Annotated in this window: 18 protein-coding genes; 13 read left to right on the top strand and 5 right to left on the bottom strand. The window is 71.1% G+C overall.

Going from position 1 to position 23720, the window contains the following annotated elements; all coding sequences use genetic code 11:
- Positions 1-36 precede the first annotated feature (36 nt).
- Positions 37-303, bottom strand: a complete 267-nt coding sequence (rpsT, locus tag HED23_RS28225; protein WP_203186183.1) for a 30S ribosomal protein S20 — start codon at positions 301-303, stop codon at positions 37-39.
- A 215-nt stretch (positions 304-518) separates the two neighbouring features.
- On the opposite strand from rpsT, the gene lepA reads away from it, so the two are divergent.
- The 4 genes from lepA to hemW all read left to right on the top strand — a co-directional run bounded on the left by lepA (position 519) and on the right by hemW (position 7942).
- Entirely contained in the window at positions 519-2393 is a 1875-nt protein-coding gene (lepA, locus tag HED23_RS28220) for a translation elongation factor 4 (RefSeq protein ID WP_203186182.1), read from the top strand.
- A gap of 286 nt (positions 2394-2679) precedes the next feature.
- Positions 2680-4569 (top strand): AMP-dependent synthetase/ligase, encoded by a 1890-nt coding sequence (locus tag HED23_RS28215; protein ID WP_203186181.1) that lies wholly within the window; start codon positions 2680-2682, stop codon positions 4567-4569.
- Between the two features lie 173 nt (positions 4570-4742).
- Entirely contained in the window at positions 4743-6698 is a 1956-nt protein-coding gene (locus HED23_RS28210) for an ATP-binding SpoIIE family protein phosphatase (protein ID WP_203186180.1), read from the top strand.
- An 11-nt stretch (positions 6699-6709) separates the two neighbouring features.
- The gene (gene hemW / locus HED23_RS28205) at positions 6710-7942 is read left to right on the top strand and encodes a radical SAM family heme chaperone HemW (protein WP_203186179.1); all 1233 of its coding nucleotides are present in this window, start codon (positions 6710-6712) and stop codon (positions 7940-7942) included.
- A 231-nt stretch (positions 7943-8173) separates the two neighbouring features.
- Here the strand turns inward: hemW and HED23_RS28200 are convergent, their stop codons facing one another.
- The 3 genes from HED23_RS28200 to HED23_RS28190 all read right to left on the bottom strand — a co-directional run bounded on the left by HED23_RS28200 (position 8174) and on the right by HED23_RS28190 (position 12743).
- Positions 8174-11059 (bottom strand): hypothetical protein, encoded by a 2886-nt coding sequence (locus tag HED23_RS28200; protein WP_203186178.1) that lies wholly within the window; start codon positions 11057-11059, stop codon positions 8174-8176.
- A 120-nt stretch (positions 11060-11179) separates the two neighbouring features.
- Positions 11180-11998 (bottom strand): DUF3097 domain-containing protein, encoded by an 819-nt coding sequence (locus HED23_RS28195; RefSeq protein ID WP_203186177.1) that lies wholly within the window; start codon positions 11996-11998, stop codon positions 11180-11182.
- 25 nt (positions 11999-12023) lie between these two features.
- The gene (locus tag HED23_RS28190) at positions 12024-12743 is read right to left on the bottom strand and encodes an MBL fold metallo-hydrolase (RefSeq protein WP_203186176.1); all 720 of its coding nucleotides are present in this window, start codon (positions 12741-12743) and stop codon (positions 12024-12026) included.
- Positions 12744-12908: 165 nt separating this feature from the next.
- On the opposite strand from HED23_RS28190, the gene hrcA reads away from it, so the two are divergent.
- The 7 genes from hrcA (at position 12909) to HED23_RS28155 (ending at position 19780) form a co-directional block, all read left to right on the top strand.
- Complete coding sequence (gene hrcA, locus HED23_RS28185; protein ID WP_203186175.1) at positions 12909-13925, top strand: heat-inducible transcriptional repressor HrcA; 1017 nt, start codon at positions 12909-12911, stop codon at positions 13923-13925.
- Entirely contained in the window at positions 13926-15065 is a 1140-nt protein-coding gene (gene dnaJ, locus HED23_RS28180) for a molecular chaperone DnaJ (RefSeq protein WP_203186174.1), read from the top strand.
- 122 nt (positions 15066-15187) lie between these two features.
- Positions 15188-16261 carry a nitronate monooxygenase gene (locus tag HED23_RS28175; RefSeq protein ID WP_203186173.1) on the top strand — a complete coding sequence of 358 codons (1074 nt, stop codon included), beginning with the start codon at positions 15188-15190 and terminating at the stop codon, positions 16259-16261.
- Entirely contained in the window at positions 16258-17004 is a 747-nt protein-coding gene (locus tag HED23_RS28170; RefSeq protein WP_203186172.1) for a 16S rRNA (uracil(1498)-N(3))-methyltransferase, read from the top strand. The genes HED23_RS28175 and HED23_RS28170 overlap by 4 nt, the downstream gene beginning before the upstream one ends.
- 77 nt (positions 17005-17081) lie before the next feature.
- Positions 17082-17441 carry a histidine triad nucleotide-binding protein gene (locus HED23_RS28165; protein WP_203186171.1) on the top strand — a complete coding sequence of 120 codons (360 nt, stop codon included), beginning with the start codon at positions 17082-17084 and terminating at the stop codon, positions 17439-17441.
- Positions 17442-17868: 427 nt separating this feature from the next.
- Positions 17869-18777, top strand: coding sequence for a ribonuclease Z (locus tag HED23_RS28160; RefSeq protein ID WP_203186170.1), 909 nt, complete (start codon positions 17869-17871; stop codon positions 18775-18777).
- 10 nt (positions 18778-18787) lie between these two features.
- On the top strand, positions 18788-19780 hold the full coding sequence (locus tag HED23_RS28155; protein WP_203186169.1) for an adenosine deaminase: 993 nt from the start codon (positions 18788-18790) through the stop codon (positions 19778-19780).
- Here the strand turns inward: HED23_RS28155 and HED23_RS28150 are convergent.
- A complete protein-coding gene (locus tag HED23_RS28150; RefSeq protein ID WP_203186168.1) occupies positions 19744-21102 on the bottom strand; it encodes an MFS transporter in 1359 nt (452 codons plus the stop codon). The genes HED23_RS28155 and HED23_RS28150 overlap by 37 nt on opposite strands.
- A gap of 365 nt (positions 21103-21467) precedes the next feature.
- Between HED23_RS28150 and HED23_RS28145 the strand changes: the two genes are divergently transcribed.
- Positions 21468-22568: a carbohydrate kinase family protein gene (locus HED23_RS28145; protein ID WP_203186167.1), complete on the top strand. Its 1101-nt coding sequence runs from the start codon at positions 21468-21470 to the stop codon at positions 22566-22568.
- Positions 22569-22695: 127 nt separating this feature from the next.
- Positions 22696-23718 carry a PhoH family protein gene (locus HED23_RS28140; RefSeq protein WP_203186166.1) on the top strand — a complete coding sequence of 341 codons (1023 nt, stop codon included), beginning with the start codon at positions 22696-22698 and terminating at the stop codon, positions 23716-23718.
- Positions 23719-23720 lie beyond the last annotated feature (2 nt).

Below are 23720 nucleotides of genomic sequence, written 5' to 3'. Positions count from 1 at the left end.
GCCCGCTGAGTCCGTTCCGGCGATCACATCAGTAGCTCAGCCCTGGAGGGAGGCAACCTTGAGAGCCAGCGCCGACTTCTTGTTGGCGGCGGCGTTCTTGTGGATGACGCCCTTCGAGACAGCCTTGTCGAGCTGGCGGGAGGCGTCACGGACGGCCACAGTGGCCTTCTCGACGTCGCCGGCAGCGGCAGCCTCACGGGCCTTGCGGATCGAGGTCTTGAGCGAGGACTTGACGGCCTTGTTACGCAGGCGCGCCTTCTCGTTCGTCTTGTTCCGCTTGATCTGGGACTTGATGTTCGCCACGAAAGAGCCTTTTCAGGTTCGTTGGATCTCCTATGTGCGCCACGCTGCTTCTGAGGGCCACGAGGCACAGCTGCCCACGGTAGCAGTCACCCTCGGACCGGCCCAAACCGGTCCCGGTCCCGCAGGCGTGGGAGCATGGAGGCTACGTATCGATCCGTCCGACCCGACATCGACCCGAGACACGGCGTCCGACGTCTCAAGAATCAGGACCCTGCGTGCCCGCGACTCCTACCAACGTGCCCGAGCCGAGCCGTACCGACCCGGCGCTGATCCGCAACTTCTGCATCATCGCGCACATCGACCACGGCAAGTCGACTCTTGCCGACCGGATGCTTCAGCTGACGGGAGTGGTCGACCAACGGCAGATGCGCGCCCAGTATCTCGACCGGATGGATATCGAGCGCGAGCGCGGCATCACCATCAAGTCCCAGGCGGTCCGTCTGCCCTGGGCGCCCACCGACGGTGAGGGCGAGGGCCCGACCCACGTCCTCAACATGATCGACACCCCGGGTCACGTGGACTTCACCTACGAGGTCTCCCGGTCCCTGGCCGCGTGCGAGGGCACCGTCCTCCTGGTGGACGCCGCCCAGGGCATCGAGGCGCAGACGCTGGCCAACCTCTACCTGGCGATGGAGAACGACCTCACCATCGTCCCGGTGCTCAACAAGATCGACCTGCCCGCCGCGCAGCCCGAGAAGTTCTCCGAGGAGCTGGCCAACCTCATCGGATGCCAGCCCGAGGACGTGCTCAAGGTCTCCGCGAAGACCGGTGTCGGTGTGGACGCCCTGCTCAACCGTGTGGTCCGGGACGTGCCGGCCCCGGTCGGCCAGGCGGACGCGGCCGCCCGCGCGATGATCTTCGACTCGGTCTACGACCCGTACCGCGGTGTCGTCACCTACGTCAGGGTCGTCGACGGCCAGCTGAACAAGCGTGAGCGCATCCGGATGATGTCGACCGGCGCCACCCACGAGCTGCTGGAGATCGGTGTCTCCTCCCCGGAGATGACCCCGGCCGACGGCATCGGCGTGGGCGAGGTCGGCTACATCATCACCGGCGTGAAGGACGTCCGGCAGTCCAAGGTCGGTGACACCATCACCTCCCTGCACAAGGGGGCGACCGAGGCGCTGGGCGGCTACAAGGACCCCAAGCCGATGGTGTTCTCGGGCCTCTACCCCCTGGACGGCTCCGACTACCCGGACCTGCGCGAGGCCCTGGACAAGCTCCAGCTCAACGACGCCGCCCTGGTGTACGAGCCGGAGACCTCGGCCGCGCTCGGCTTCGGCTTCCGCGTGGGCTTCCTCGGCCTGCTGCACCTCGACGTGATCCGCGAGCGCCTGGAGCGCGAGTTCGGTCTGGAGCTGATCGCCACCGCCCCGAACGTGGTCTACCGCGTCGAGATGGAGGACGGTGCCGAGCACATCGTCACCAACCCGAGCGAGTTCCCCGAAGGCAAGATCGACAAGGTGCACGAGCCGGTCGTGAGGGCCACGGTCCTGGCGCCCAGCGAGTTCATCGGCGCGATCATGGAGCTCTGCCAGAGCCGGCGCGGCATCATGCTCGGCATGGACTACCTCTCCGAGGACCGGGTGGAGATCCGCTACACCCTGCCGCTCGCCGAGATCGTCTTCGACTTCTTCGACCAGCTGAAGTCCAAGACCCGCGGTTACGCCTCGCTCGACTACGAGCCCACGGGGGAACAGGCCGCACAGCTCGTCAAGGTCGACATCCTGCTGCACGGCGACAAGGTCGACGCCTTCTCCGCCGTCACGCACAAGGACGCGGCGTACGCGTACGGCGTCCGGCTCGTCGCCAAGCTGCAGAAGCTCATCCCCCGGCAGAACTTCGAGGTGCCGATCCAGGCGGCCATCGGCTCCCGCGTCATCGCCCGTGAGACCGTCCGCGCCATCCGCAAGGACGTCCTCGCCAAGTGCTACGGCGGTGACATCTCCCGTAAGCGGAAGCTGCTGGAGAAGCAGAAGGAAGGCAAGAAGCGGATGAAGATGGTCGGCAACGTGGAGGTGCCGCAGGACGCGTTCATCTCCGTCCTGTCGACCGACGACTCGGCCGGCGAGAGCAAGGGCAAGAAGTAGCGCCGGCTCCGTCCGGACCGGGACCACCTGGGCGTACGTCCTCCCGCGTACCCCGGAGCAGCCCGATGGGCCCCTGTGCGGCGGACGTCCGCCGCACAGGGGCCCGGTTCGTTATCAAGCGGCGGCCTGCTGCCCCTTACGCGACGGTCCCGCGCGCTCTACTCTGATCACCACCCGTTAGTTACTCGCCAGTTAAACAAGCAGGCCGAGCGGGAACGAGAAGCAGGACACACAGCAGCAGCACCCATGAACCGGTCGTAGCAATGCCGCAGGCCCGGAGGACGTCGTGAGCGACACACAGACCTTGATCGATAGCCGACCGCCCTCCGTGGCGACTCTCTTCATCGACCGCGTGGCGGCCACCCCGGACGGGGAGGCGTACCGCTACCCGGTGCCGGCCGCGTCGGGGCAGGGCCCGGACGACTGGAAGTCGCTCACCTGGGCGCAGGCCGCCGAACGGGTCCACGCCATCGCGGCCGGCCTGATCTCTCTGGGCGTCCTGCCCGAGGAGCGTGTCGCGCTCGCCTCCTCCACCCGTGTCGAATGGATTCTCGCCGACCTCGGCGTGATGTGCGCCGGTGCGGCGACCACCACGATCTATCCCTCCACCAACACCGAGGAGTCCGCCTTCATCCTGGCCGACTCCGACAGCCGCGTCCTGATCGCCGAGGACGCCGCCCAGCTGGCGAAGGCCAGGGAGAACAGGGCCGAGCTGCCCGAGCTGGCGCATGTCGTGGTCATCGATCCGGCCGGCGCCGAGTCCGCGGACGGCGACCCCGAGGGCTGGGTCATCACCCTCGCGGATCTCGAGGCCAGGGGCGCCGAACACCTGGTGAAGAACCCGGACGCCGTCACCGACCGGGTCGCCGCCATCACCCCGGACCAGCTGGCGACGCTCATCTACACCTCGGGCACCACAGGCCGCCCCAAGGGCGTACGGCTGCCGCACGACAACTGGTCGTACATGGCCAAGGCGACGGTGGCGACCGGCCTGATCACCGAGGGCGACGTCCAGTACCTGTGGCTGCCGCTCGCGCACGTCTTCGGCAAGGTACTCACGTCCGGCCAGATCGAGGTCGGGCACGTCACGGCCGTCGACGGCCGGGTCGACAAGATCATCGAGAACCTTCCGGTGGTCCAGCCGACCTACATGGCGGCCGTTCCCCGCATCTTCGAGAAGGTCTACAACGGAGTCGCGGCCAAGGCACGGGCCGGCGGCGGCGCCAAGTTCAAGATCTTCCAGTGGGCGGCCGGTGTCGCCCGCGAGTACGCCACGGTGTCGCAGGACAACTTCCGGCGCACCGGCAAGGCCTCGGTGCCGTTCGCGCTCGGCGCCAAGCACAAGGTCGCCGACACCCTCGTCTTCGCGAAGATCCGTGAGGCCTTCGGCGGACGGCTGCGCGCCTGCGTCTCCGGCTCGGCCGCCCTCGCCCCCGACATCGGGCTCTTCTTCTCCGGGGCCGGCATCCACATCCTGGAGGGCTACGGGCTGACCGAGTCCAGTGCCGCGTCCTTCGTCAACCCGGGCGAGGCCTACCGCACCGGCACCGTCGGAAAGCCGCTCCCCGGCACAGAGGTGCGGATCGCGGACGACGGCGAGATCCTGCTGCGCGGCCCCGGTCTGATGGAGGGCTACCACCGGCTGCCCGAGAAGACCGCCGAGGTGCTGGAGTCCGACGGCTGGTTCCACACCGGTGACATCGGCGAGCTCTCCCAGGACGGCTACCTGCGGATCACGGACCGCAAGAAGGACCTGATCAAGACGTCCGGCGGCAAGTACATCGCCCCTGCGGAGGTCGAGGGGCAGTTCAAGGCGGTGTGCCCGTTCGTATCCAACATCCTGGTGCACGGCGCGGACCGTAACTTCTGCACCGCCCTCATCGCGCTGGACGAGCCGACCATCCTCGGCTGGGCCGAGGAGAACGGGCTCGGCGGCAAGCCGTACGCCGACGTGGTGGCGTCGCCGCAGGCCGTGGAGCTCATCCAGGGCTATGTGCAGCGGCTCAACGAGGGTCTGCAGCGCTGGCAGACCATCAAGAAGTTCCGGCTGCTGCCGCGCGACCTCGACATCGAGCACGGTGAGCTGACTCCCAGCCTCAAGCTGAAGCGGCCCGTCGTCGAGCGCGAGTACAAGCACCTCATCGACGACATGTACGCGGGCTCCCGCGAGGCGTGACAGCCGGCGAAGACGTCGGAGCGGGGCCGGTGGGTGCGCGAGCGCACGCCGGCCCCGCTCGGTTTCTGTCCGGCTCCGGCGACTTCCGTCACTCGGCGCTTATGGGCGCGCCCGGTCTGTCACTCTGTCGGGATATGTCAGCGGCGTTTCGCGAGACCGTCAGGAGCCGCACCGTGGGTCCCATTCCCTTGCAGCGGGACATCGCTCAGCGTCCCGGTACCGTCATCGCAGGTCAGGGCGACGATCCGCGTCCGGTCGTCCGGACCAGCCTGCCCGGAATCCCGCAGGCCTCGGCCGCGGCCCGCAGATTCGTCCGGGCGGCGCTCACCGACTGGACCGGTGGCGGTCTGCCCTCCACCGGTGAGTTCGGCGAACGGCTCACCGACGACGCGCTGACCGTGGCCAGCGAACTGGTCACCAACGCGGTCGTGCACGCCGGGACGACGGTCGAGCTGCTTCTCAGACTGGAGGACTCGGCGGGCCCCGAGCCGGCGGCGCTGGTGCTGGAGATCACCGACCACCATCCCGCCCGGTCGGTGCGCGACGGCCAGGGCGAGCGCCCGGACCCAGCCGAGTACGGCCGAGGGCTTCAGCTCGTCGCCACCCTCGCCGAATCCTGGGGCATCACCTACCGCACCGGGCTCAAGACCGTCTGGGCCCGTCTCCCCGGCGACGACCGCTACGGAATGCCCGACGCCCCGGCTGCCGACCTGGCACCCCGCAGACGCCGTCCGCTGCCCGGCGGGGCCCCGACCCCGGCGCCCGGGTACGCGGTGCGCGACGACGCGGGCTGGGCCGGCCGCGGTGGGCTCTCCTTCCTCGCCGAGGCCTCCGGCCTCCTCGCGGGCCAGCTCGACGAGGACCTGGTGGCCTCGACAGCGGGACCGCTCCTGGTGCCCAGGCTCGCCGACTGGTGCGCCATATGGCTGGAGAGCGAGGGCGGCGGCCCGGCGGCCGCACCCCGTCTCGCCGGGGTGTGGCACCGCGACGAGGCGCGCACCGAGCTGCTGCGCCCCGCACTGGAGAAGGAGCCGCTCCGCCTACCCGGAAGCGTCGGCACCGGCCCCGTCCCCATGCCGTGGCCCGGAGGGGCCGCAGCGGCGCGCGGGGACGGCACAGGGGCCGCGCTCGCCCACCGCATCATCTCGGGCGGACGCACGCTCGGCGCCGTCCTCGTGGGCCGCGAAGGCACCGACCACATCCCCGACGCGGTCGCAGCCCTCCTCGCGGACTTCGTACGCCGGGTCGGCCTGGCAGTGGGCGCCGCTCGCGCCTACACGCGCCAGGCCACCATCAGCCGCATCCTTCAGCGCGGCCTGCTGCCCAGCAAGGTCGCCGAGATACCCGGAGTCACCAGCGCGCTCGTGTACGAGCCCGGGGACGACGGTGTCGTCGGCGGCGACTTCTACGACCTCTTCCCGTGCCCAGGCGGCCGCTGGTGCTTCGTGCTCGGAGACGTCCAGGGCAGCGGGCCCGAAGCCGCCGTCGTCACCGGCCTCGCCCGGCCCTGGCTGCGGCTGCTGTCCCGGGAGGGCTTCCGCGTCGGCGAGGTCCTCGACCGGCTCAACAGGCTCCTCCTGGACGATGCCATGGAGGCGGCCGAGGCCGCCGCCCTCATGGTCGCCGCGGCCGGCGGCCAGCAGATCCAGGGCGGTGACCAGATGCAGGACGGCTCCCAGTCCCGCTTCCTGTCCCTGCTGTACGGCGACCTCGTCCCGCTGCCCGGCGGCGGGGTGCGCTGCACCGTGGCCAGCGCGGGCCATCCGCTCCCGCTGCTCCTGCGTCCCGACGGCTCCGTACGCCCGGCCGCCGAACCGCAGGTGCTGCTCGGAGTCGTCGAGGACGTGGCCTACGGCAGTCAGAGCTTCGACCTGGCACCCGGCGACAGCCTTCTCTGTGTCACGGACGGCGTGACGGAGCGGCGCTCAGGGCGGCTGATGTTCGACGACGGTGACGGCCTCGCACAGGTACTGGCCGGCTGTGCGGGGCTTCCGGCCGCCGGGATAGCCGACCGCATCAAGCGGGCCGTCCACGCCTTCGCCGAGCGCCCGCCCGACGACGACCTGGCCATGCTCGTGATCCAGGTCGACGGACGGGCGGATGTGCGGGGCAGCTCCGTCGGCGAGTGACAATGGACGGTATGCCTTCCGTACTGCCCGATGGTGAACCCGTGCCCGACGACGGGGCACTGCCCCGCCATGCCCTGGAAGGCGCCGCCGACCGGCCGCTCGGCTTCTACCTGCACGTGCCCTACTGCGCCACCCGCTGCGGCTACTGCGACTTCAACACCTACACCGCGACCGAGCTGCGCGGTTCCGGTGGCGCCCTGGCGTCCCGGGACAACTACGCGGCCCATCTGGTCGAGGAGGTCCGCCAGGCCCGCAAGGTCCTGGGCGACGACCCCCGCCCGGTCCGGACGGTCTTCGTCGGCGGCGGTACGCCGACACTGCTGCCCGCCGCGGACCTCGTCCGGATGCTCGCGGCGATCCGTGAGGAGTTCGGGCTGGCGGAGGACGCCGAGATCACCACCGAGGCCAACCCGGAATCCGTCGACCCGGCGTATCTGGCGGCGCTGCGGGAAGGCGGCTTCAACCGGGTCTCCTTCGGCATGCAGAGCGCCCGGCAGCACGTCCTGAAGGTCCTGGACCGCACCCACACGCCCGGTCGGCCCGAGGCCTGTGTGGCCGAAGCCCGTGCGGCCGGCTTCGAGCACGTCAACCTCGACCTGATCTACGGGACCCCCGGCGAGTCCGACGACGACTGGCGTGCCTCCCTGGACGCTGCGATCGGCGCCGGGCCCGACCACGTGTCGGCGTACGCGCTGATCGTCGAGGAAGGTACGCAGCTGGCCCGGCGCATCCGCCGCGGCGAGGTTCCCATGACGGACGACGACGTCCACGCCGACCGCTATCTGATCGCCGACGAGGCGATGGCGGCGGCGGGTTTCTCCTGGTACGAGGTGTCGAACTGGTCCCGCACCCCCGAGGGCCGCTGCCTGCACAACGAGCTGTACTGGCGCGGGGCCGACTGGTGGGGCGCCGGGCCGGGGGCCCATAGCCACGTCGGCGGGGTGCGCTGGTGGAACGTCAAGCATCCCGGGGCCTACGCGCAGGCCCTGGCCGAGGGCCGATCGCCCGGAGCCGGCCGTGAGGTGCTCGCAGACGAGGACCGGCGGGTCGAGCGCATCCTGCTGGAGCTGCGTCTCGTCGAGGGCTGCCCGCTGTCACTGCTCGCCCCCGCGGGCCTGGCGGCGGCCGGCCGCGCGGTGGCGGACGGACTGCTGGAGCCCGGACCGTATGCCGAGGGCCGGGCAGTCCTCACACTGCGCGGCCGGCTGCTGGCCGACGCGGTGGTGCGGGACCTGGTGGACTGAGGAACCGCACGCCACCGAGGAACCGCACGCCACCGAGGAACCGCACGCCACTGAGGAACCGCACGCCGCCGAGGGACCGCACGCTACCGAGGGACCGCACGCGGCACGGGGCGCCCTCGCCGAGGGGCGCCCCGGGCCCGCCGAGCCGGCCCGGGCCCCTCCCCGAAGCCCGCCCCGGACCAGCCCCTGCCCGCCCCGTCGCGCGAGGGTCCTGCGGGCTCCGGAGAGCCCCTACGCCACCCGGCAGTCCGCACGGGTGAGCGGTTCCAGGTCACCCGCGGCCCGGCCGCACACGATGCGGCTCTGCGCGTCCGGTCCCGGACGCGTGACCTCGACGACGTTCACGCCGTGCACCTTCTGGTCCGTGTAGGGAATCGTGCCCCGGAAGGTGATGGTCCCGGTCGGCATGTCGTGCAGGGCCACCGAGTAGAGCGTCGCCCAGGTCTCCGCCGCGCTCTGCGGGGTGTCGCTGCGCGTCGCGGCCGCGTAGAGGACGGCTGTGGCCTGGTAGGAGAGGACCGTCTGACCGCTGGCGAACAGTCTGTCCTCGTACGGGCGCTCCCTCGGCAGCGCCGCCAGCCGCTGGCCTTCGGGGAGCAGCGATTCGAGCGTCTTGCGGGAGTCCTCGTAGAACCCCCGGCCGCCGCCCCGGCTCATGGGCGCGAGCGCGCCGTAGTAGAGGGTGACCTTGTCCGCGAGCTTCGTCGAGTCGTCGAAGCGCGCTTTGGTCAGGTCGTCGCCGGTGAAGACCGTGATGGCCTTGTCCGAGCAGCCTGCCGTCTGTCCGAGGCCGGACATCAGCGTGTTGACGTCCTCGACCCGGCCGGCGAAGTACAGGGCGTCGGGCACGTGCTCCGCCCCGCAGATCGCGTGCAGGGGCGCGTCGAGATTGGCGGAGCCGCCGTCCTTGGACAAGGAGTACTGGGTGTCGGCGGCCACGGCGAAGCCGGATTCCTTCAGCATCCGCAGACCTACCCTGCGCTGTTCGGTGGTGTAGCGGTCCTTGTCCTCGTTGCCCACCTTCCTGGACAGGACGACACCCTGCGGATCGTCCAGGCGGTCCGCCAGCTGGCCGGCGATCAGCCCGACGGCATCCGCCTGCTCCTCGTCGGTCGCGGCGAGACCGAAGTAGTTCGGGTACTCGCGTGCCAGGTCGCTGCCGGAGTTCGTGGTGTCCACCAGTGGCAGTCCGGCGCGCTGGAGCAGCCCGGTGGCCGTCGCGCTCTCCGTGGTGTTGCGGCCGAGGCCCACCACTCCGACGACGGTGGGGTCCCGCCGGGCGACCTCGATGATCTTCCTCACCGCCGTCGTCTGCCGCAGCATGTCCTGGCCCCCGTTGGCGGTCAGGACCCGGAGCTTGACCGAACGATTCGCCGTGTCGTTCACGAACCGCTGATGGAGGTAGACGCCGGTCAGCTCCTCCAGGCCCTTGCGGGTGTCCTCCCTGTTCTTGTCGGTGCCGGTGAGCGGGCCCGCGTAGACGACGGTGACATGCGGTTCGTCCGCTCCGATGCCGGCGTTCTGCTCCCGTATCGCCTGTTCGATCCGCTCGAAGGTGATGCCCTTGCCCACTCCGTTCAGCTGCAGGGTGTTGCCGGCGGCGAAGCGCACCTCGGAGGCCGTCGCCACCCCGACGCACTCCTTGGCGCCGCCGGGGCCGGCCAGTCTGACCGCGTCTGTGCTGCGGCCGACGAGCGGGCCGTAGCAGTACGTCTCCTTCCACTGCTCGCTCCACAGGAAGGTCCCCAGCAGCGCGCCGACCAGCACCAGGGTGACGGTCCTCCCCGACATCACCCACCAGGCCCAGGTCCGGCGGACCCGGTGGGTGACGAGCTGGACGTGGGCGTGCTCGTGGGTCAGCTGCTCGGTGGGGAGGGGCAGCCGCAGCACCCAGGCCAGCCTCACGGCCGCCGCCGGGGCCTGGCCGACACTCAGGTCCTCGACCCAGGTCTCGTAACGGGCCCGGGCGCCCGAACTGGCGCTGCTGTTCGCCGGCGGCTCCGGGGGCAACGGCGGGGTGTGCCGCATGATCCGGTCGGCCGGCAGGGAGGCCAGGAGCAGCAGCGGGTCCACCTCGCTGCGCCGGGAGCGCACGTTGTTGATGGCGTTGATCAGCAGGATGCCGCCGTTGTCCTGGGTGGCCGTCGGCAGGAACACCACCGGCGGGACGGTGCGCTTGCAGCGCCGCCAGTCCAGGGCGTGCGCCCGGTAGCTGTCCAGCAGGTCCTCCAGCAGCGCCTGGACCCGCAGCTCGAGGTGGAACTGGCGCGCGTGCTCGTCGCCCGCGCCCGCGTCGGCCACCCGCTCCGCGACGGCCGCGGCCCGCGCCCTGATCACCCGCCACGAACCGCTGGGGGAGAAACGGGACCAGCCGTCGGACGGATAGGCGGTGCTCGACGCGGCGAGTGACGACGTGGTCGCGAGCCACCTGCTGGCCCCGCGCAGCCACAGCAGCGGCGGCGCCGCCCTCGTCATCAGCCGTACGACCGCCAGACCGGCCAGGGCCGCGGCCGCCACCAGGGCGGTCAGTACCCAGCCGATCTCGCCCAGCAGCACGCTGAGCACGGCGATGAAGACGGCGCCCAGGAAGGTCTCCGGACGGACCGAGGCGCGCAGCGAGTCCCACCAGCTGTTGCCTCCCGACCGGCTCGCCCGCCAGCGCAGGCTGCCCAGCTGCTCCAGGATCCGTTCGTCGCGATCACGGGCCGAGCCCCGGTCCGGCTGTGCCACGACCGTCCCGGTCGCCTGCTCGATGGCGGCGAGCAGCCGGGAGCGGGGAAAGGTGAAGGGCTTGTACTGCGAGGTGCCCCGGGTCTCCCAGGGCCGCTCGGTGAGGGTGCGGACCATGGAGAGCGCCGCTTCGTACGGGGTGGCACCGTCGCCGTCGAGCAGCTTCACCGGGACCCGGCGCAGCTGGTTCGCCCGGTGGACCTGGCGGACGATCTGCTCGACCCGGGCGTCGATCTCCGGGCCGGCGGAAGCGTCCTCGGCCTGCGCAACCACCAGCGGCATCACCGGCCGGTTGACCCGGTACCGGTCGATGAGCTGCTGCATGAGGTGGAAGACGGCGGAGGCCGCCTCGTTCTCCGCACTGTCCCGCCACACTTCGCGTGTCATCCGCCCCCGTGCCTCCCCCTGCGTCCGGCCCTGCAGTCATCCCTCAATAACGGACGGTGCGTGTGCGGCGCAGGTGTTCAGGGGGATCGGTACCGGATCCTTCTCAACGGCCCGGCGGCATCATTCGGGAAGAGTGACGAAGTCGATCAATTCCTCTACGCGGCCCAGTAGTTGCGGCTCCAGGTCCTTGTACGAGACGACCTTGGAAAGAATGTGCTGCCAGGCCGCGCCCGTGTTCTCCGGCCATCCCAGGGCGCGGCAGACGCCCGTCTTCCAGTCCTGGCCGCGCGGTACCTCAGGCCACCCTGGGATGCCCACGGAGGACGGTTTCACGGCCTCCCAGACATCGATGTACGGGTGCCCCACCACCAGCACGTGCGCGTCGGTGACCTGCCCGGCGATCCGGGACTCCTTGGAACCGGGCACCAGGTGGTCGACCAGGACACCGAGCCGGGCGTCCGGGCCCGGTGCGAACTCCCGCACGATCGCCGGGAGGTCGTCGACGCCCTCCAGGTACTCCACCACCACGCCCTCGATGCGCAGGTCGTCGCCCCAGACCCGCTCCACGAGCTCGGCGTCGTGACGCCCCTCCACATAGATCCGGCCCGCGCGCGCCACCCGTGCCCGTGCCCCGGGGACCGCCACCGAACCGGACGCGGTCCGCGCCGGGCGGACCGGGCCGCCGGTCGACGGACGTACGAGCGTGACCACCTTCCCCTCCAGCAGGAAGCCTCGCGGCTCCATGGGGAAGACCCGGTGCTTGCCGAAGCGGTCCTCCAGCGTGACCGTCGGCCCCTGGGCCGTCTTCTCGCACCGGATCACCGCGCCGCAGAAGCCGCTGACGGCCTCCTCGACGACCAGATCGGGCTCTGCGGGCACCTCGGGGGCGGGGGCGGACTTCTTCCACGGCGGAGTCAGGTCCGGCTGGTAGCTGCGCATGGCACGACGATAAACGGGCGGCCGTTCACGACACGCCGAAGCGATCGGCCAGTTGATCACGCTGCGCCCGTACGAACGCCGCGTCCACGACCGCCCCGTGGCCCGGTACGTACAGCGCGTCCTCGCCGCCCAGCTCCAGCAGCCGGTCCAGAGCGGCCGGCCAGTGCGTGGGGACGGCGTCCCCGCCGGCCTGGGGTTCGCCCGACTCCTCGACCAGGTCGCCGCAGAGCACCACGACGGGGGAGCCCGGTACCAGCACCGCCAGGTCGTGACCGCTGTGCCCGGGGCCCACATTGGCCAGCAGGACCTGGAGCCCGCCGCCGAGATCGAGCGTCCACTCACCGCTCACCTGATGCCGCGGGGCCACCAGGGCGTCGGTGGCCGCGGTGGCGTCCGCCTCGCTCATCCCGTGCCGCAGCGCGTCCGCGCGCAGCTCCTCGCCCCGGCCCAGCAGTTCCGCCGTGCCGACCGCTCCGTAGACCTCCGCCCCGGAGAACGCCGCCGTGCCCAGTACGTGGTCGAAGTGCGGATGGCTCAGTGCGATATGCGTCACCCTCCGGCCCAGCAGGCCCTCGGCCTGGGTCCGCAGTTCGACGCCCTCCCGGAGCGTCGAACCGGTGTCGTAGAGCAGCACACCGTCGGCCCCGGCCACCAGCGCGGCGGTCGCGTCCCAGACGGGGAGGCGCCGCCGCCCCGTACCGTTGCCCAACCGCTCCCAGCCGAACTCTTCCCAAGAGACGTCCATGCGACGACGCTATCGGCAACGACCTGCGCAGTCCCATGACGGCGTGGCCGGTCGCCCTTGCCCCGGCCCCACCTCGCCCCCGTACACTGACCGGGGGGATTGCTGGCACTCGAACGCACAGAGTGCCAGGCAGAAGCCGAAGAACCACAGCTGGAGGTGTGCGCGGTGCTCAGCGAACGCAGACTCGAAGTGCTGCGCGCCATCGTCCAGGACTATGTCGGCACCGAGGAGCCCGTCGGCTCCAAGGCGCTCACGGAGCGGCACAGCCTTGGGGTCTCCCCGGCTACCGTCCGCAACGACATGGCCGTGCTGGAGGACGAGGGCTTCATCGCCCAGCCGCACACCAGTGCGGGGCGCATTCCGACGGACAAGGGCTACCGGCTCTTCGTCGACAAGCTTGCGGGCGTGAAGCCCTTGTCGTCGCCGGAGCGCCGGGCCATTCAGAATTTCCTCGACGGCGCGGTCGACCTCGACGACGTCGTGGGCCGCACGGTCCGGCTGCTCGCGCAGCTGACCAGACAGGTCGCCGTCGTGCAGTACCCCTCGCTGACCCGGTCGACGGTCCGGCACGTGGAGCTGCTGTCGCTGGCTCCCGCCCGGCTGATGCTCGTCCTGATCACGGACACGGGCCGGGTCGAGCAGCGTATGATCGATTGCCCTGCACCCTTCGGTGACACGTCACTGGCCGATCTGCGGGCCCGGCTCAACAGCCGGGTCGTCGGAAGACGCTTTGCGGATGTCCCGCAACTGGTGCAGGACCTGCCGGAGTCATTCGAGAACGAGGACCGGGGAACCGTTTCGACGGTGCTCTCCGTTCTTCTCGAGACACTGGTCGAAGAGACGGAGGAGCGGCTGATCATCGGCGGCACCTCCAACCTCACCCGTTTCGGGCACGACTTCCCTGTGATGATCCGGCCGGTGCTGGAGGCATTGGAGGAGCAGGTAGTGCTGCTGAAGCTGCTCGGTGAGGCAACGGATTCGGGCATGACCGTACGGATCGGGCACGAGAACGCCCACGAGGGCCTCAACGCCACGTCCGTCGTCGCGGTCGGCTACGGTTCGGGCGACGAGGCAGTCGCCAAACTCGGCGTGGTCGGACCGACCCGCATGGACTACCCCGGAACGATGGGAGCGGTACGCGCAGTGGCACGTTACGTCGGACAGATCCTGGCGGAGTCGTAAGTGGCCACGGACTACTACGCCGTACTCGGCGTGCGCCGCGACGCATCTCAGGACGAGATCAAGAAGGCATTCCGTCGGCTCGCACGCGAGCTGCACCCGGATGTCAACCCGGACCCGAAGACCCAGGAGCGGTTCAAGGAGATCAACGCCGCTTACGAGGTGCTGTCGGACCCGCAGAAGAAGCAGGTCTACGACCTCGGCGGCGACCCGCTGTCCGCCTCCGGCGGTGGCGGGGGTGCCGGTGGCTTCGGTGCCGGCGGCTTCGGCAACTTCAGCGACATCATGGACGCGTTCTTCGGCAACGCCGCCCAGCGCGGGCCCCGTTCGCGGACCAGGCGCGGCCAGGACGCCATGATCCGGCTGGAGATCGACCTCAACGAGGCGGCCTTCGGCACGACCAAGGACATCCAGGTCGACACGGCGGTCGTCTGTACGACCTGCAGTGGCGAGGGCGCCGCACCCGGCACCTCCGCGCAGACCTGCGACATGTGCCGCGGCCGTGGCGAGGTCTCCCAGGTCACCAGGTCCTTCCTGGGCCAGGTCATGACCTCACGGCCCTGCCCGCAGTGCCAGGGCTTCGGCACGGTCGTCCCGACCCCGTGCCCCGAGTGCGCCGGTGACGGCCGCATCCGCTCGCGGCGCACCCTCACCGTGAAGATCCCCGCAGGTGTCGACAACGGCACCCGGATCCAGCTCGCGGGCGAAGGCGAGGTCGGCCCCGGCGGCGGCCCCGCCGGCGATCTGTACGTCGAGATCCACGAGGTCTCCCACGCCGTGTTCCAGCGGCGCGGCGACGACCTGCACTGCACGGTCACCATCCCGATGACGGCTGCGGCGCTCGGCACACAGGTGCCGCTGGAGACACTCGACGGTCTGGAGGAGATCGACATCAGGCCGGGCACCCAGTCCGGCCAGTCGGTCCCGCTGCACGGGCGCGGCATCACGCATCTGCGTGGCGGCGGGCGCGGTGACCTGATCGTGCACGTCGAGGTCATGACCCCGACGAAGATGGACCCCGAGCAGGAGCGCCTCCTGCGGGAGCTGGCCAAGCTGCGCGGCGAGGAGCGGCCCACCGGCCAGTTCCAGCCGGGACAGCAGGGACTCTTCTCCCGCCTGAAGGACGCCTTCAACGGCCGCTGAACCCTTGTCACCGCACCGCCCGCCGGTCCCGTACCGGCGGGCGGTGCTGTGTGCGCGGCCGCCCGTGCGCCGTGTGAAAGGGCTGATTCGGCACGATCCGGTGGACGTGGCACGATGCGGTCATGTCCTTGGCGCTGACCGATCTCTTCCGGTATCCGATCGTGCAGGCCCCCATGGCGGGCGGTGTGTCACGCCCGGAGCTGGCCGCCGCCGTCACCGAGGCGGGCGGGATCGGTTTCCTGGCCGCCGGGTACAAGACGGCGGACGGGATGTACAACGAGGTCAAGCAGCTCCGGAGGCTGACCGGCGGACCCTTCGGCGTCAACCTCTTCATGCCGCAGCCGCTGGTCGCCGACCCCGCCGCCGTCGAGGTCTACCGCCACCAGCTGGCCGGTGAGGCCTCCTGGTACGAGACCCCTCTCGGCGACACGGACTCCAGCGGCGACGACGGCTACGAGGCCAAGGTCGCGATCCTGCTGGACGATCCCGTACCCGTGGTCTCCTTCACCTTCGGCTGCCCCGCCCGAGAGGTGCTCGACGCGTTCGCCGCGGCCGGCACGCTCACCGTGGTCACGGTCACCTCGCCGCAGGAGGCGCGGAACGCCCGGTGGGCGGGAGCCGCCGCCCTCTGCGTCCAGGGCGGCGAGGCGGGCGGACATCAGTCCACGCACCGCGACGACCCCCAGGCCGGCCTCGCCGGCACCGGACTGCTCTCCCTGCTCGCCGAGATCCGTGAGTCCGTACAGCTGCCGGTCGTCGCGGCCGGAGGGCTGATGCGCGGCTCCCAGATCACGGCCGTCCTGGCGGCCGGGGCCGACGCGGCCCAGCTCGGTACGGCGTTCCTCCCGTGCCCCGAGTCGGGGGCGCACCCGCTGCACAAGCAGGCCCTGACCAACCCGCTGTTCGTGACGACCACCCTGACCCGGGCCTTCTCCGGCCGCCCCGCACGCGGGCTGGTCAACCGGTTCGTACGGGAACACGGCCCGTACGCCCCCGCCGCCTACCCGCAGGTGCACCAGCTGACCAGCGGGCTGCGCAAGGCCGCCGCCCGTACCGAGGACGCACAGGGCATGGCCCTGTGGGCGGGCCAGGGGCACCGGCTGGCGCGCGAGCTGCCCGCCGGTGAGCTCGTGGGTGTGCTCGCCGCCGAAATGGAAGCCGCACGTGCGGCAGTGAGTGTGAGGAGTGCCCAGTGACGGCACCGGTCTTCGTCGTCGAACAGCTGCCCGGCGGGCAGGAGTTCGTCCTGGACGGCCCCGAGGGACGGCACGCCGTGTCCGTGAAGCGGCTCAACCAGGGGGAGGACGTCGTCCTGACCGACGGCCGGGGCCGCTGGGCGGAAGGCGTCGTACGGGCGGCCGAGGGCAAGGACCGGCTCGTGGTCACCGGCCTGGAGAACGTCCACGAGGAGCCCGTGCCCACCCCGCACCTCACCGTCGTCCAGGCGCTGCCCAAGGGCGACCGCGGTGAGCTCGCCGTGGAGACGATGACCGAGACGGGTGTCGACGCGATCGTGCCCTGGCAGGCCGCGCGCTGCATCACGCAGTGGAAGGGCGACCGCGGACTGAAGTCCCTGGCCAAGTGGCGCAGCACCGCGCGCGAGGCGGGCAAGCAGTCGCGCCGGGTGCGCTTCCCCGAGGTGGCCGAGGCCATGACGACCAAGCAGGTCGCGGCCCTGCTGGCCGGGGCGGACTTCGCGGGCGTCCTGCACGAGGACCGCGACAGCGGCAGCGAGCCGCTCGCCACCGTCCAACTCCCTTCTCACGGCTCGATCGTGCTGGTCGTGGGCCCGGAAGGCGGGGTCTCGCCCCAGGAGCTGGCCGCCTTCGCCGAGGCGGGAGCGCCCCCGTACCGGCTCGGCCCCAGTGTGCTGCGCACCTCGACCGCGGGGACGGCCGCGGCGGCCCTGCTGATGGGACGCACCGGGCGCTGGAGCTGAAGGCCGTCGCGTCGCCCCGGCCCGATAGCATGCCGGTGTACTGACCACGAGGACCGAACGACCGAGGAGGCCGGGCCATGGCGGGAGAGCCGCAGACCGACTGCCTGTTCTGCAAGATCGTTAAAGGTGACATCCCGGCGACCATCGTCCGCGAGAGCGAGACGACCGTCGCATTCCGCGACATAAACCCTCAGGCCCCGACCCACGTCCTGGTCATCCCCAAGGCGCACTACCCGGACGCCGCCGCACTCGCCGCCGCCGAACCGCAGGCCGCCGCCGACGTGCTGCGCGAGGCGGGCCTGGTCGCCGCGGACGAGAAGCTCACCGAGAGCGGCTACCGCATCGTGCTCAACACCGGTGCGGGCGCCGGACAGACCGTCTTCCACGCGCACGCCCACGTCCTGGGCGGGCGCGGGATGCAGTGGCCCCCCGGATAAGGGCCCCTCATCCAGATCATGCCGGGCCCGCGCGCGCCGGTGCCGCACCTCGCGGCCTCGCCCCGGCCGGCGTGACTGCCTTCCCGGGCTTGTCGGCCTAGCCCGGGCAAGGCGGGCCCCGACGGCCCACCTGCTCCGCCCCGCGACGCCCGACGCCGTAACCCGCGCCGCGACGCCCGACGCCGTAACCCGCGCCGCGACGCCCGACGCCGTAACCCGCGCCGCGACGCCCGACGCCGTAACCCGCGCCGCGACGCCCGACGCCGTAACCCGCGCCGCGACGCCCGACGCCGTAACCCGCGCCGCGACGCCCGACGCCGTAACCCGCCCCGCGACGCCCGACGCCGTAACCCGCTCCCTGAATCCCCGCCTGACCGGGCCTGATCCAGCCCGGTCCGGACGAAAGACCCTAGGCAGGCCGCCACCCGTGTCCGTACGAGAACTCGTCATCCTCGGCACCGCCAGCCAGGTGCCGACCCGTCACCGCAACCACAACGGCTATCTGCTGCGCTGGGACGGCGAAGGCATCCTCTTCGACCCGGGCGAGGGGACCCAGCGCCAGATGCTGCGGGCGGGCGTCGCCGCGCACGACATCGACCGGATCTGCGTCACGCACTTCCACGGCGACCACTCGCTGGGCCTGGCGGGCGTGATCCAGCGGATCAACCTCGACCAGGTGCCGCATCCCGTCACCGTCCACTACCCGGCGAGCGGACAGCGCTTCTTCGACCGGCTGCGGTACGCGACCGCCTACCGCGAGTCGGTGGAGCTGACCGAGGCTCCGGTCGCCGCCGACGGGGTGCTCGTCACCACGGGTTCGTACACCCTAGACAGCCACCGGCTCTCGCACCCGGTCGAGTCCTACGGATACCGCCTCACCGAGCCGGACAGGCTGCGCATGCTGCCCGCGAAGCTCGCCGAGCACGGCATCGGCGGGCCCGACGTCGGGCGGATCCAGAAGGACGGGGCCCTGCGCGGCATCCCGCTGGAAGAGGTCTCCGAGACCCGACGCGGACAGCGCTTCGCCTTCGTCATGGACACCCGGCTCTGCGAGGGCGCGTTCGCCCTTGCCGAGGGATGCGACATGCTGGTGATCGAGTCGACGTTCCTCGACGAGGACAGCCGGCTCGCCGCCGACCACGGCCACCTCACCGCCGGCCAGGCGGCCCGGGTGGCGAAGGAGTCGCACGTACGGCACCTCGTGCTGACGCACTTCTCCCAGCGCTACACCGACCCCGACGCTTTCGAGCGCCAGGCCAGGGCAGCCGGCTTCGAAGGCGAACTGACCATCGCCCAGGACCTGATCAGGGTCCCGGTACCCACCCGCCACACGTAACGAGAATCCCGTGCACCTCCCCAAAGCCGAACTCCACCTCCACATCGAAGGCACCCTCGAACCCGAGCTGGCCTTCGCGCTCGCCGCACGCAACGGCGTGGACCTGCCCTACGCGGACACCGAGGAGCTGCGCAAGGCGTACCTCTTCGAGGACCTGCAGACCTTCCTCGACCTGTACTACGCCCTGATGGCGGTGCTGCGTACCGAGGAGGACTTCGCCGAACTGGCCGACGCCTACCTCGCCCGTGCCGCCGCCCAGGGTGTCCGGCACGCGGAGATCTTCTTCGACCCGCAGGCCCACACCGACCGCGGCGTGCCGATCGGCACCGTCATCGAAGGGCTCGGCAGGGCGCTGGACCGCAGCGAGGAGGCGCACGGCATCTCCACCCAGCTGATCATGTGCTTCCTGCGCGACAAGTCCGCCGAGTCGGCGCTGGAGACCCTGGAGGCCGCCAAGCCGTATCTGCGCCGCATCAGCGCCGTGGGCCTCGACTCGGCCGAGGTCGGCCACCCGCCCGCGAAGTTCCGCGAGGTGTACGCGGCGGCCACCGCCCTCGGCCTGCGCAAGGTCGCCCACGCCGGCGAGGAGGGCCCGCCGGAGTACATCCGGGAGGCCCTGGACGTCCTCGGCGTCGAACGGATCGACCACGGTCTGCGCTGCATGGAGGACCCGGAGCTGGTGGACCGGCTGGCCTCCGAGCGGATCCCGCTGACGCTCTGCCCGCTGTCCAACGTGCGGCTGCGCGCCATCGACGTCCTGGAGCAGCACCCTCTGCGGTCGATGATGGACGCCGGCCTGCTCTGCACGGTGAACTCCGACGACCCGGCCTACTTCGGCGGATACGTCGGAGACACCTTCCACGCCGTGCACGAGGCGCTCGGCCTGGACCGTGAGCAGCTGCGCACCCTCGCCCGCAACTCCTTCGAGGCGGCCTTCCTCGACCACGACGAGGAGCGCAGGGCGCGCTACCTCTCCGAGGTCGAGGCGTACGCGTTCGACTGACCGGCCCCGCCGGCCGGGCCGGCCGTCCGGAACGCGCTCCGCACCAGACGCCTGCGCCGCAGCGCCGGCACGCTGATCTCCGCGACCGCCTGCTCCGGCGCGCCCAGCTTGGGCACCGCGCCGGACAGGCTGTTGGTCGTCGCGGCGAGGAGCGCGGCCGGGGCGCCGCCCCTGCGCCGGACGGAACCTGGCACCAGCGGGCGTCCGCCCGTGTGCAGCGCCACCGCGGTGACGGGGGCCGCGACCAGGAGCGTGGCGGCCCCCAGGATCAGGCCCATCACCGCGTAACCCGCCTGTTCGGACAGGACGCTGCCGAGGAGGGGGCCGCAGGCCGTGCCCACGGATGAGGCCGAACCCGCGAGAACCGCCCAGCGGCCGCGCACGTCCAGGGAGGCCGCCAGCCCGATCAGATACGACAGGACCACCGGGTAGAAGGTGTTCCACGCGATCTCACCGGTCGCGAACGACCCCAGGTCGTCGGCGGAGGAGCTGAGCACGATGCTCCCCGCGATGATCATCGTGCCGAGGCCGATCGGCACCGCCCGCCCGAGCCGGGCTCCCAGTACGCCCGCACCCATGACGCCCAGCAGGCCCGCGCCGAGCGCGGCGGCGAAGACGGCTCCGACGGTCACCTCGGAGAGGCCGACCTGGTCGGCACCGATGCGGCTGCTCACGCCCCACAGGGCGTTCTGCGCCATGGACCAGACGAGCATCCCGCCGGCCAGCACCAGGCCCGACCGCCGGTGAGGCAGCCGTCCCTGCACCGGCGACGTCGCGCCGACGGGCGTGGAGCCGCCCAGCCGGGCCGTGGCGGGCCAGACGAGAAGAGCCACCAGCGCGATGGAGGCGAACGGCAGCCGGTGGCCGCCGCCGAGGTGAGGGATCGTCAGGTAGAGGGCTCCCGCCGTCGCCGAGACGCTGAGCAGCCCGAGCGACGAGGTCCGGTGCGGGTCGTGCTGCGCGGCGATGCCGGACGCCGCCACGGCGGTTGCCGTGCCGGAGCCGAATCCGCCGATCACGACGCCCAGGATCACCAGCGGTACCGAGGTGGTCAGCGCCGCGCATCCGTAGCCGAGCGTGGCGAGCAGAAGTCCCGCCCGCGCCGGTCTCCGCGACCCGTATCTCTCGACGCGTCCCGCCAGCGCGAAGCCGGCGGAGGCCGAGCTGAGCAGGAGGGCGCTGCCGACAAGGCCGGCCTGGGCCGAGCTCAGCCCCAGATAGGTGCTGAGGCGGCCGACGATGGTGGGGAGCAGATAGGCGGCGAGGTAACCGGCGGTGAACACGGCGACCAGGGGCCACGCGGCGCGAGGGCGCGAGGACATGGGCGTTCCTGAAGACATGCCAGAGGAGGCAGAAGAAGGCAGGGGAGGGCAAGGCAAGGTGGAGCGGGGCAAGGCAGGGGAGGGTGGAGCGAGAAAAAGCGGGAGAAGCGGCACTCGTCGTCAACTGTCCCGAACGGTGCTCGCGGGCCAATTTGTATCAAGCGGGAACCGGCGACGGAAAGCCGACTCGATGTGATCTGGATCACATAGTGGTTTATGCGTTCCGAGGCCGGGTAGCAACGCATGTTTATGCAGGTCGGGGTGGTTGTGAGCGCTGCGGCGCGGGCTCCGCGGATGGGGGAGCGAATCCGGCAGACTGGCCAGATCTCGCACTGTTCAGATCTGCCACGGCCGGGGAGCGCAAGGTGAGCACAGCTGATCCAGGCATCGACCCGCTGCACGGGCTGCGCGTCCCGCAGGACCCGGCCTGTGACGTCTTCCTGACCGGGACCGTCTTCCTGGACATCGTCTTCACGGGCCTGGACAGCGCCCCGGTGCGCGGCACCGAGTCCTGGGCCCGGGGGATGGGATCCAGTCCCGGGGGCGTCGCCAACATGGCCACCGCCCTCGCCCGCCTCGGCCTGCACACGTCGCTGGCGGCCGCGTTCGGCGACGACCACTACGGCGAGTACTGCTGGGACGCCCTCGAACAAGGCGAGGGAATCGACCTGGCCATGTCGCGCACGGTCCCCGGCTGGCACTCACCCGTCACCGTCTCCATGGCGTACGAGGGCGAGCGCACCATGGTCTCGCACGGTCACGAGGCACCGGCCCCCGCCACCTCCGCGCCCGGCCGCACGTTCCCGCACTGCCCCCCGCGCGCACGCGCCGCCGTCGCCTCGCTCACCCCGGGCCGCAGCGAGCCCTGGGTGGCCGGGGCCGCCCGGAACGGCGCGATGGTCTTCGCCGACGTCGGCTGGGACGAGACCGGCCGCTGGGACCTGGACGCCCTGCCCGACCTCGCCCACTGTCTGGCCTTCCTCCCCAACGCCGAGGAGGCCATGCGCTACACCCGCACCGACTGCCCGCGCGCCGCCGCTCACGCCCTGACCGAGCGGGTGCCCCTCGCCGTGGTCACCCTGGGGGCGGAGGGCGCCTACGCGGTGGACCGGGTGACCGGGACCGCCGCCGAGGTGCCCGCCATCGACGTGGAGGCCCTTGACCCCACCGGAGCGGGCGACGTCTTCGTCGCCGGGTTCGTCACGGGGACGCTGGCCGGCTGGCCGCTCGCCGATCGCCTCGCCTTCGCAGGGCTCACGGCGGCCCTGTCGGTGCAGGAGTTCGGCGGATCGCTCTCCGCACCTGGATGGGCGGAGATCGGCGGCTGGTGGCAGCAGGTCCGCACCTGCGCCGGCCAGGACCCCACGGCGCTGGAGCGCTACGCCTTCCTGGAGGAGCTGCTGCCCGCGACGAGCAGGGCCTGGCCCCTGCGCCGTGCCGTCCCGACCATCGGCTTCCGTCAGTGAAGCGCTGATGATCACCGGGTAAAACCTCTCGGTGTTGTCGGTGTGGAGTCGTACGCTGGTAGTCCAGAGGCAGTCGAGCAGCGACGGCCCTGCAACGGGAGGTATGCGCAGGCCCGAGGGCCGGCCCATGACTCAGTCACCTACACAGCCGCAGGCGCGCGCCCAGATCAGCATTCCGGCCGCACACCCCATGGTGATGCTCCTGGGATCCGGCGATTCGCTGCTGCGCGTGATCGAAACGGCGTTCCCGGCCGTCGACATCCATGTCCGGGGCAATGAGATAAGCGCGACTGGAAGCGCGGCCGACGTCGCCCTGATCCAGCGCCTGTTCGACGAGATGGTGCTGGTGCTCCGCACCGGGCTGCCGATGACGGAGGACGCTGTGGAACGCTCGATCGCCATGCTCAGGGCGAGCGGCAACGGCGACGGGGAGGGCGCCGAGACACCTGCCGAGGTGCTCACCCAGAACATCCTCTCCAGCCGTGGCCGCACGATCCGCCCCAAGACGCTGAACCAGAAGCGGTACGTCGACGCGATCGACAAGCACACCATCGTCTTCGGTATCGGCCCCGCGGGCACCGGCAAGACGTACCTCGCCATGGCCAAGGCGGTCCAGGCCCTGCAGTCCAAGCAGGTCAGCCGGATCATCCTCACCAGGCCCGCCGTCGAGGCGGGGGAGCGGCTCGGCTTCCTGCCCGGCACGCTCTTCGACAAGATCGACCCGTATCTGCGGCCGCTCTACGACGCCCTGCACGACATGCTCGACCCCGACACGATCCCCAGGCTGATGGCGGCGGGCACGATCGAGGTCGCGCCGCTGGCATACATGCGTGGCCGGACCCTGAACGACGCGTTCATCATCCTCGACGAGGCGCAGAACACCAGCGCCGAGCAGATGAAGATGTTCCTCACCCGCCTCGGCTTCGACTCGAAGATCGTCGTCACCGGTGACGTCACCCAGGTGGACCTGCCGGGCGGCACCAAGAGCGGCCTGAGGCAGGTCCAGGACATCCTCGACGACGTCGAGGACGTGCACTTCTCCAGGCTCACCTCCCAGGATGTCGTCCGGCACAAGCTCGTCGGCCGTATCGTCGACGCGTACGAGAAGTACGACAACGCAGATGGCCCCAAGGGCCGCAACGGGAAGTAGTC

It is taken from the genome of Streptomyces pratensis (assembly GCF_016804005.1).
Taxonomy (GTDB): Bacteria; Actinomycetota; Actinomycetes; order Streptomycetales; family Streptomycetaceae; genus Streptomyces; species Streptomyces pratensis_A.
Note: the sequence above shows the minus strand (reverse complement) of the source record. Positions and strands in the feature narration are given on the sequence as shown.

Bases quoted from the DNA above. Each gene is read 5' to 3' on its own strand.
- hemW (WP_203186179.1), top strand. From the start codon at position 6,710: ATGCCTTCCGTACTGCCCGATGGTGAACCCGTGCCCGACGACGGGGCA.
- HED23_RS28200 (WP_203186178.1), bottom strand. From the start codon at position 11,059: ATGACACGCGAAGTGTGGCGGGACAGTGCGGAGAACGAGGCGGCCTCC.
- HED23_RS28195 (WP_203186177.1), bottom strand. From the start codon at position 11,998: ATGCGCAGCTACCAGCCGGACCTGACTCCGCCGTGGAAGAAGTCCGCC.
- HED23_RS28190 (WP_203186176.1), bottom strand. From the start codon at position 12,743: ATGGACGTCTCTTGGGAAGAGTTCGGCTGGGAGCGGTTGGGCAACGGT.
- HED23_RS28175 (WP_203186173.1), top strand. From the start codon at position 15,188: ATGTCCTTGGCGCTGACCGATCTCTTCCGGTATCCGATCGTGCAGGCC.
- HED23_RS28165 (WP_203186171.1), top strand. From the start codon at position 17,082: ATGGCGGGAGAGCCGCAGACCGACTGCCTGTTCTGCAAGATCGTTAAA.
- HED23_RS28150 (WP_203186168.1), bottom strand. From the start codon at position 21,102: ATGTCCTCGCGCCCTCGCGCCGCGTGGCCCCTGGTCGCCGTGTTCACC.
- HED23_RS28140 (WP_203186166.1), top strand. From the start codon at position 22,696: ATGACTCAGTCACCTACACAGCCGCAGGCGCGCGCCCAGATCAGCATT.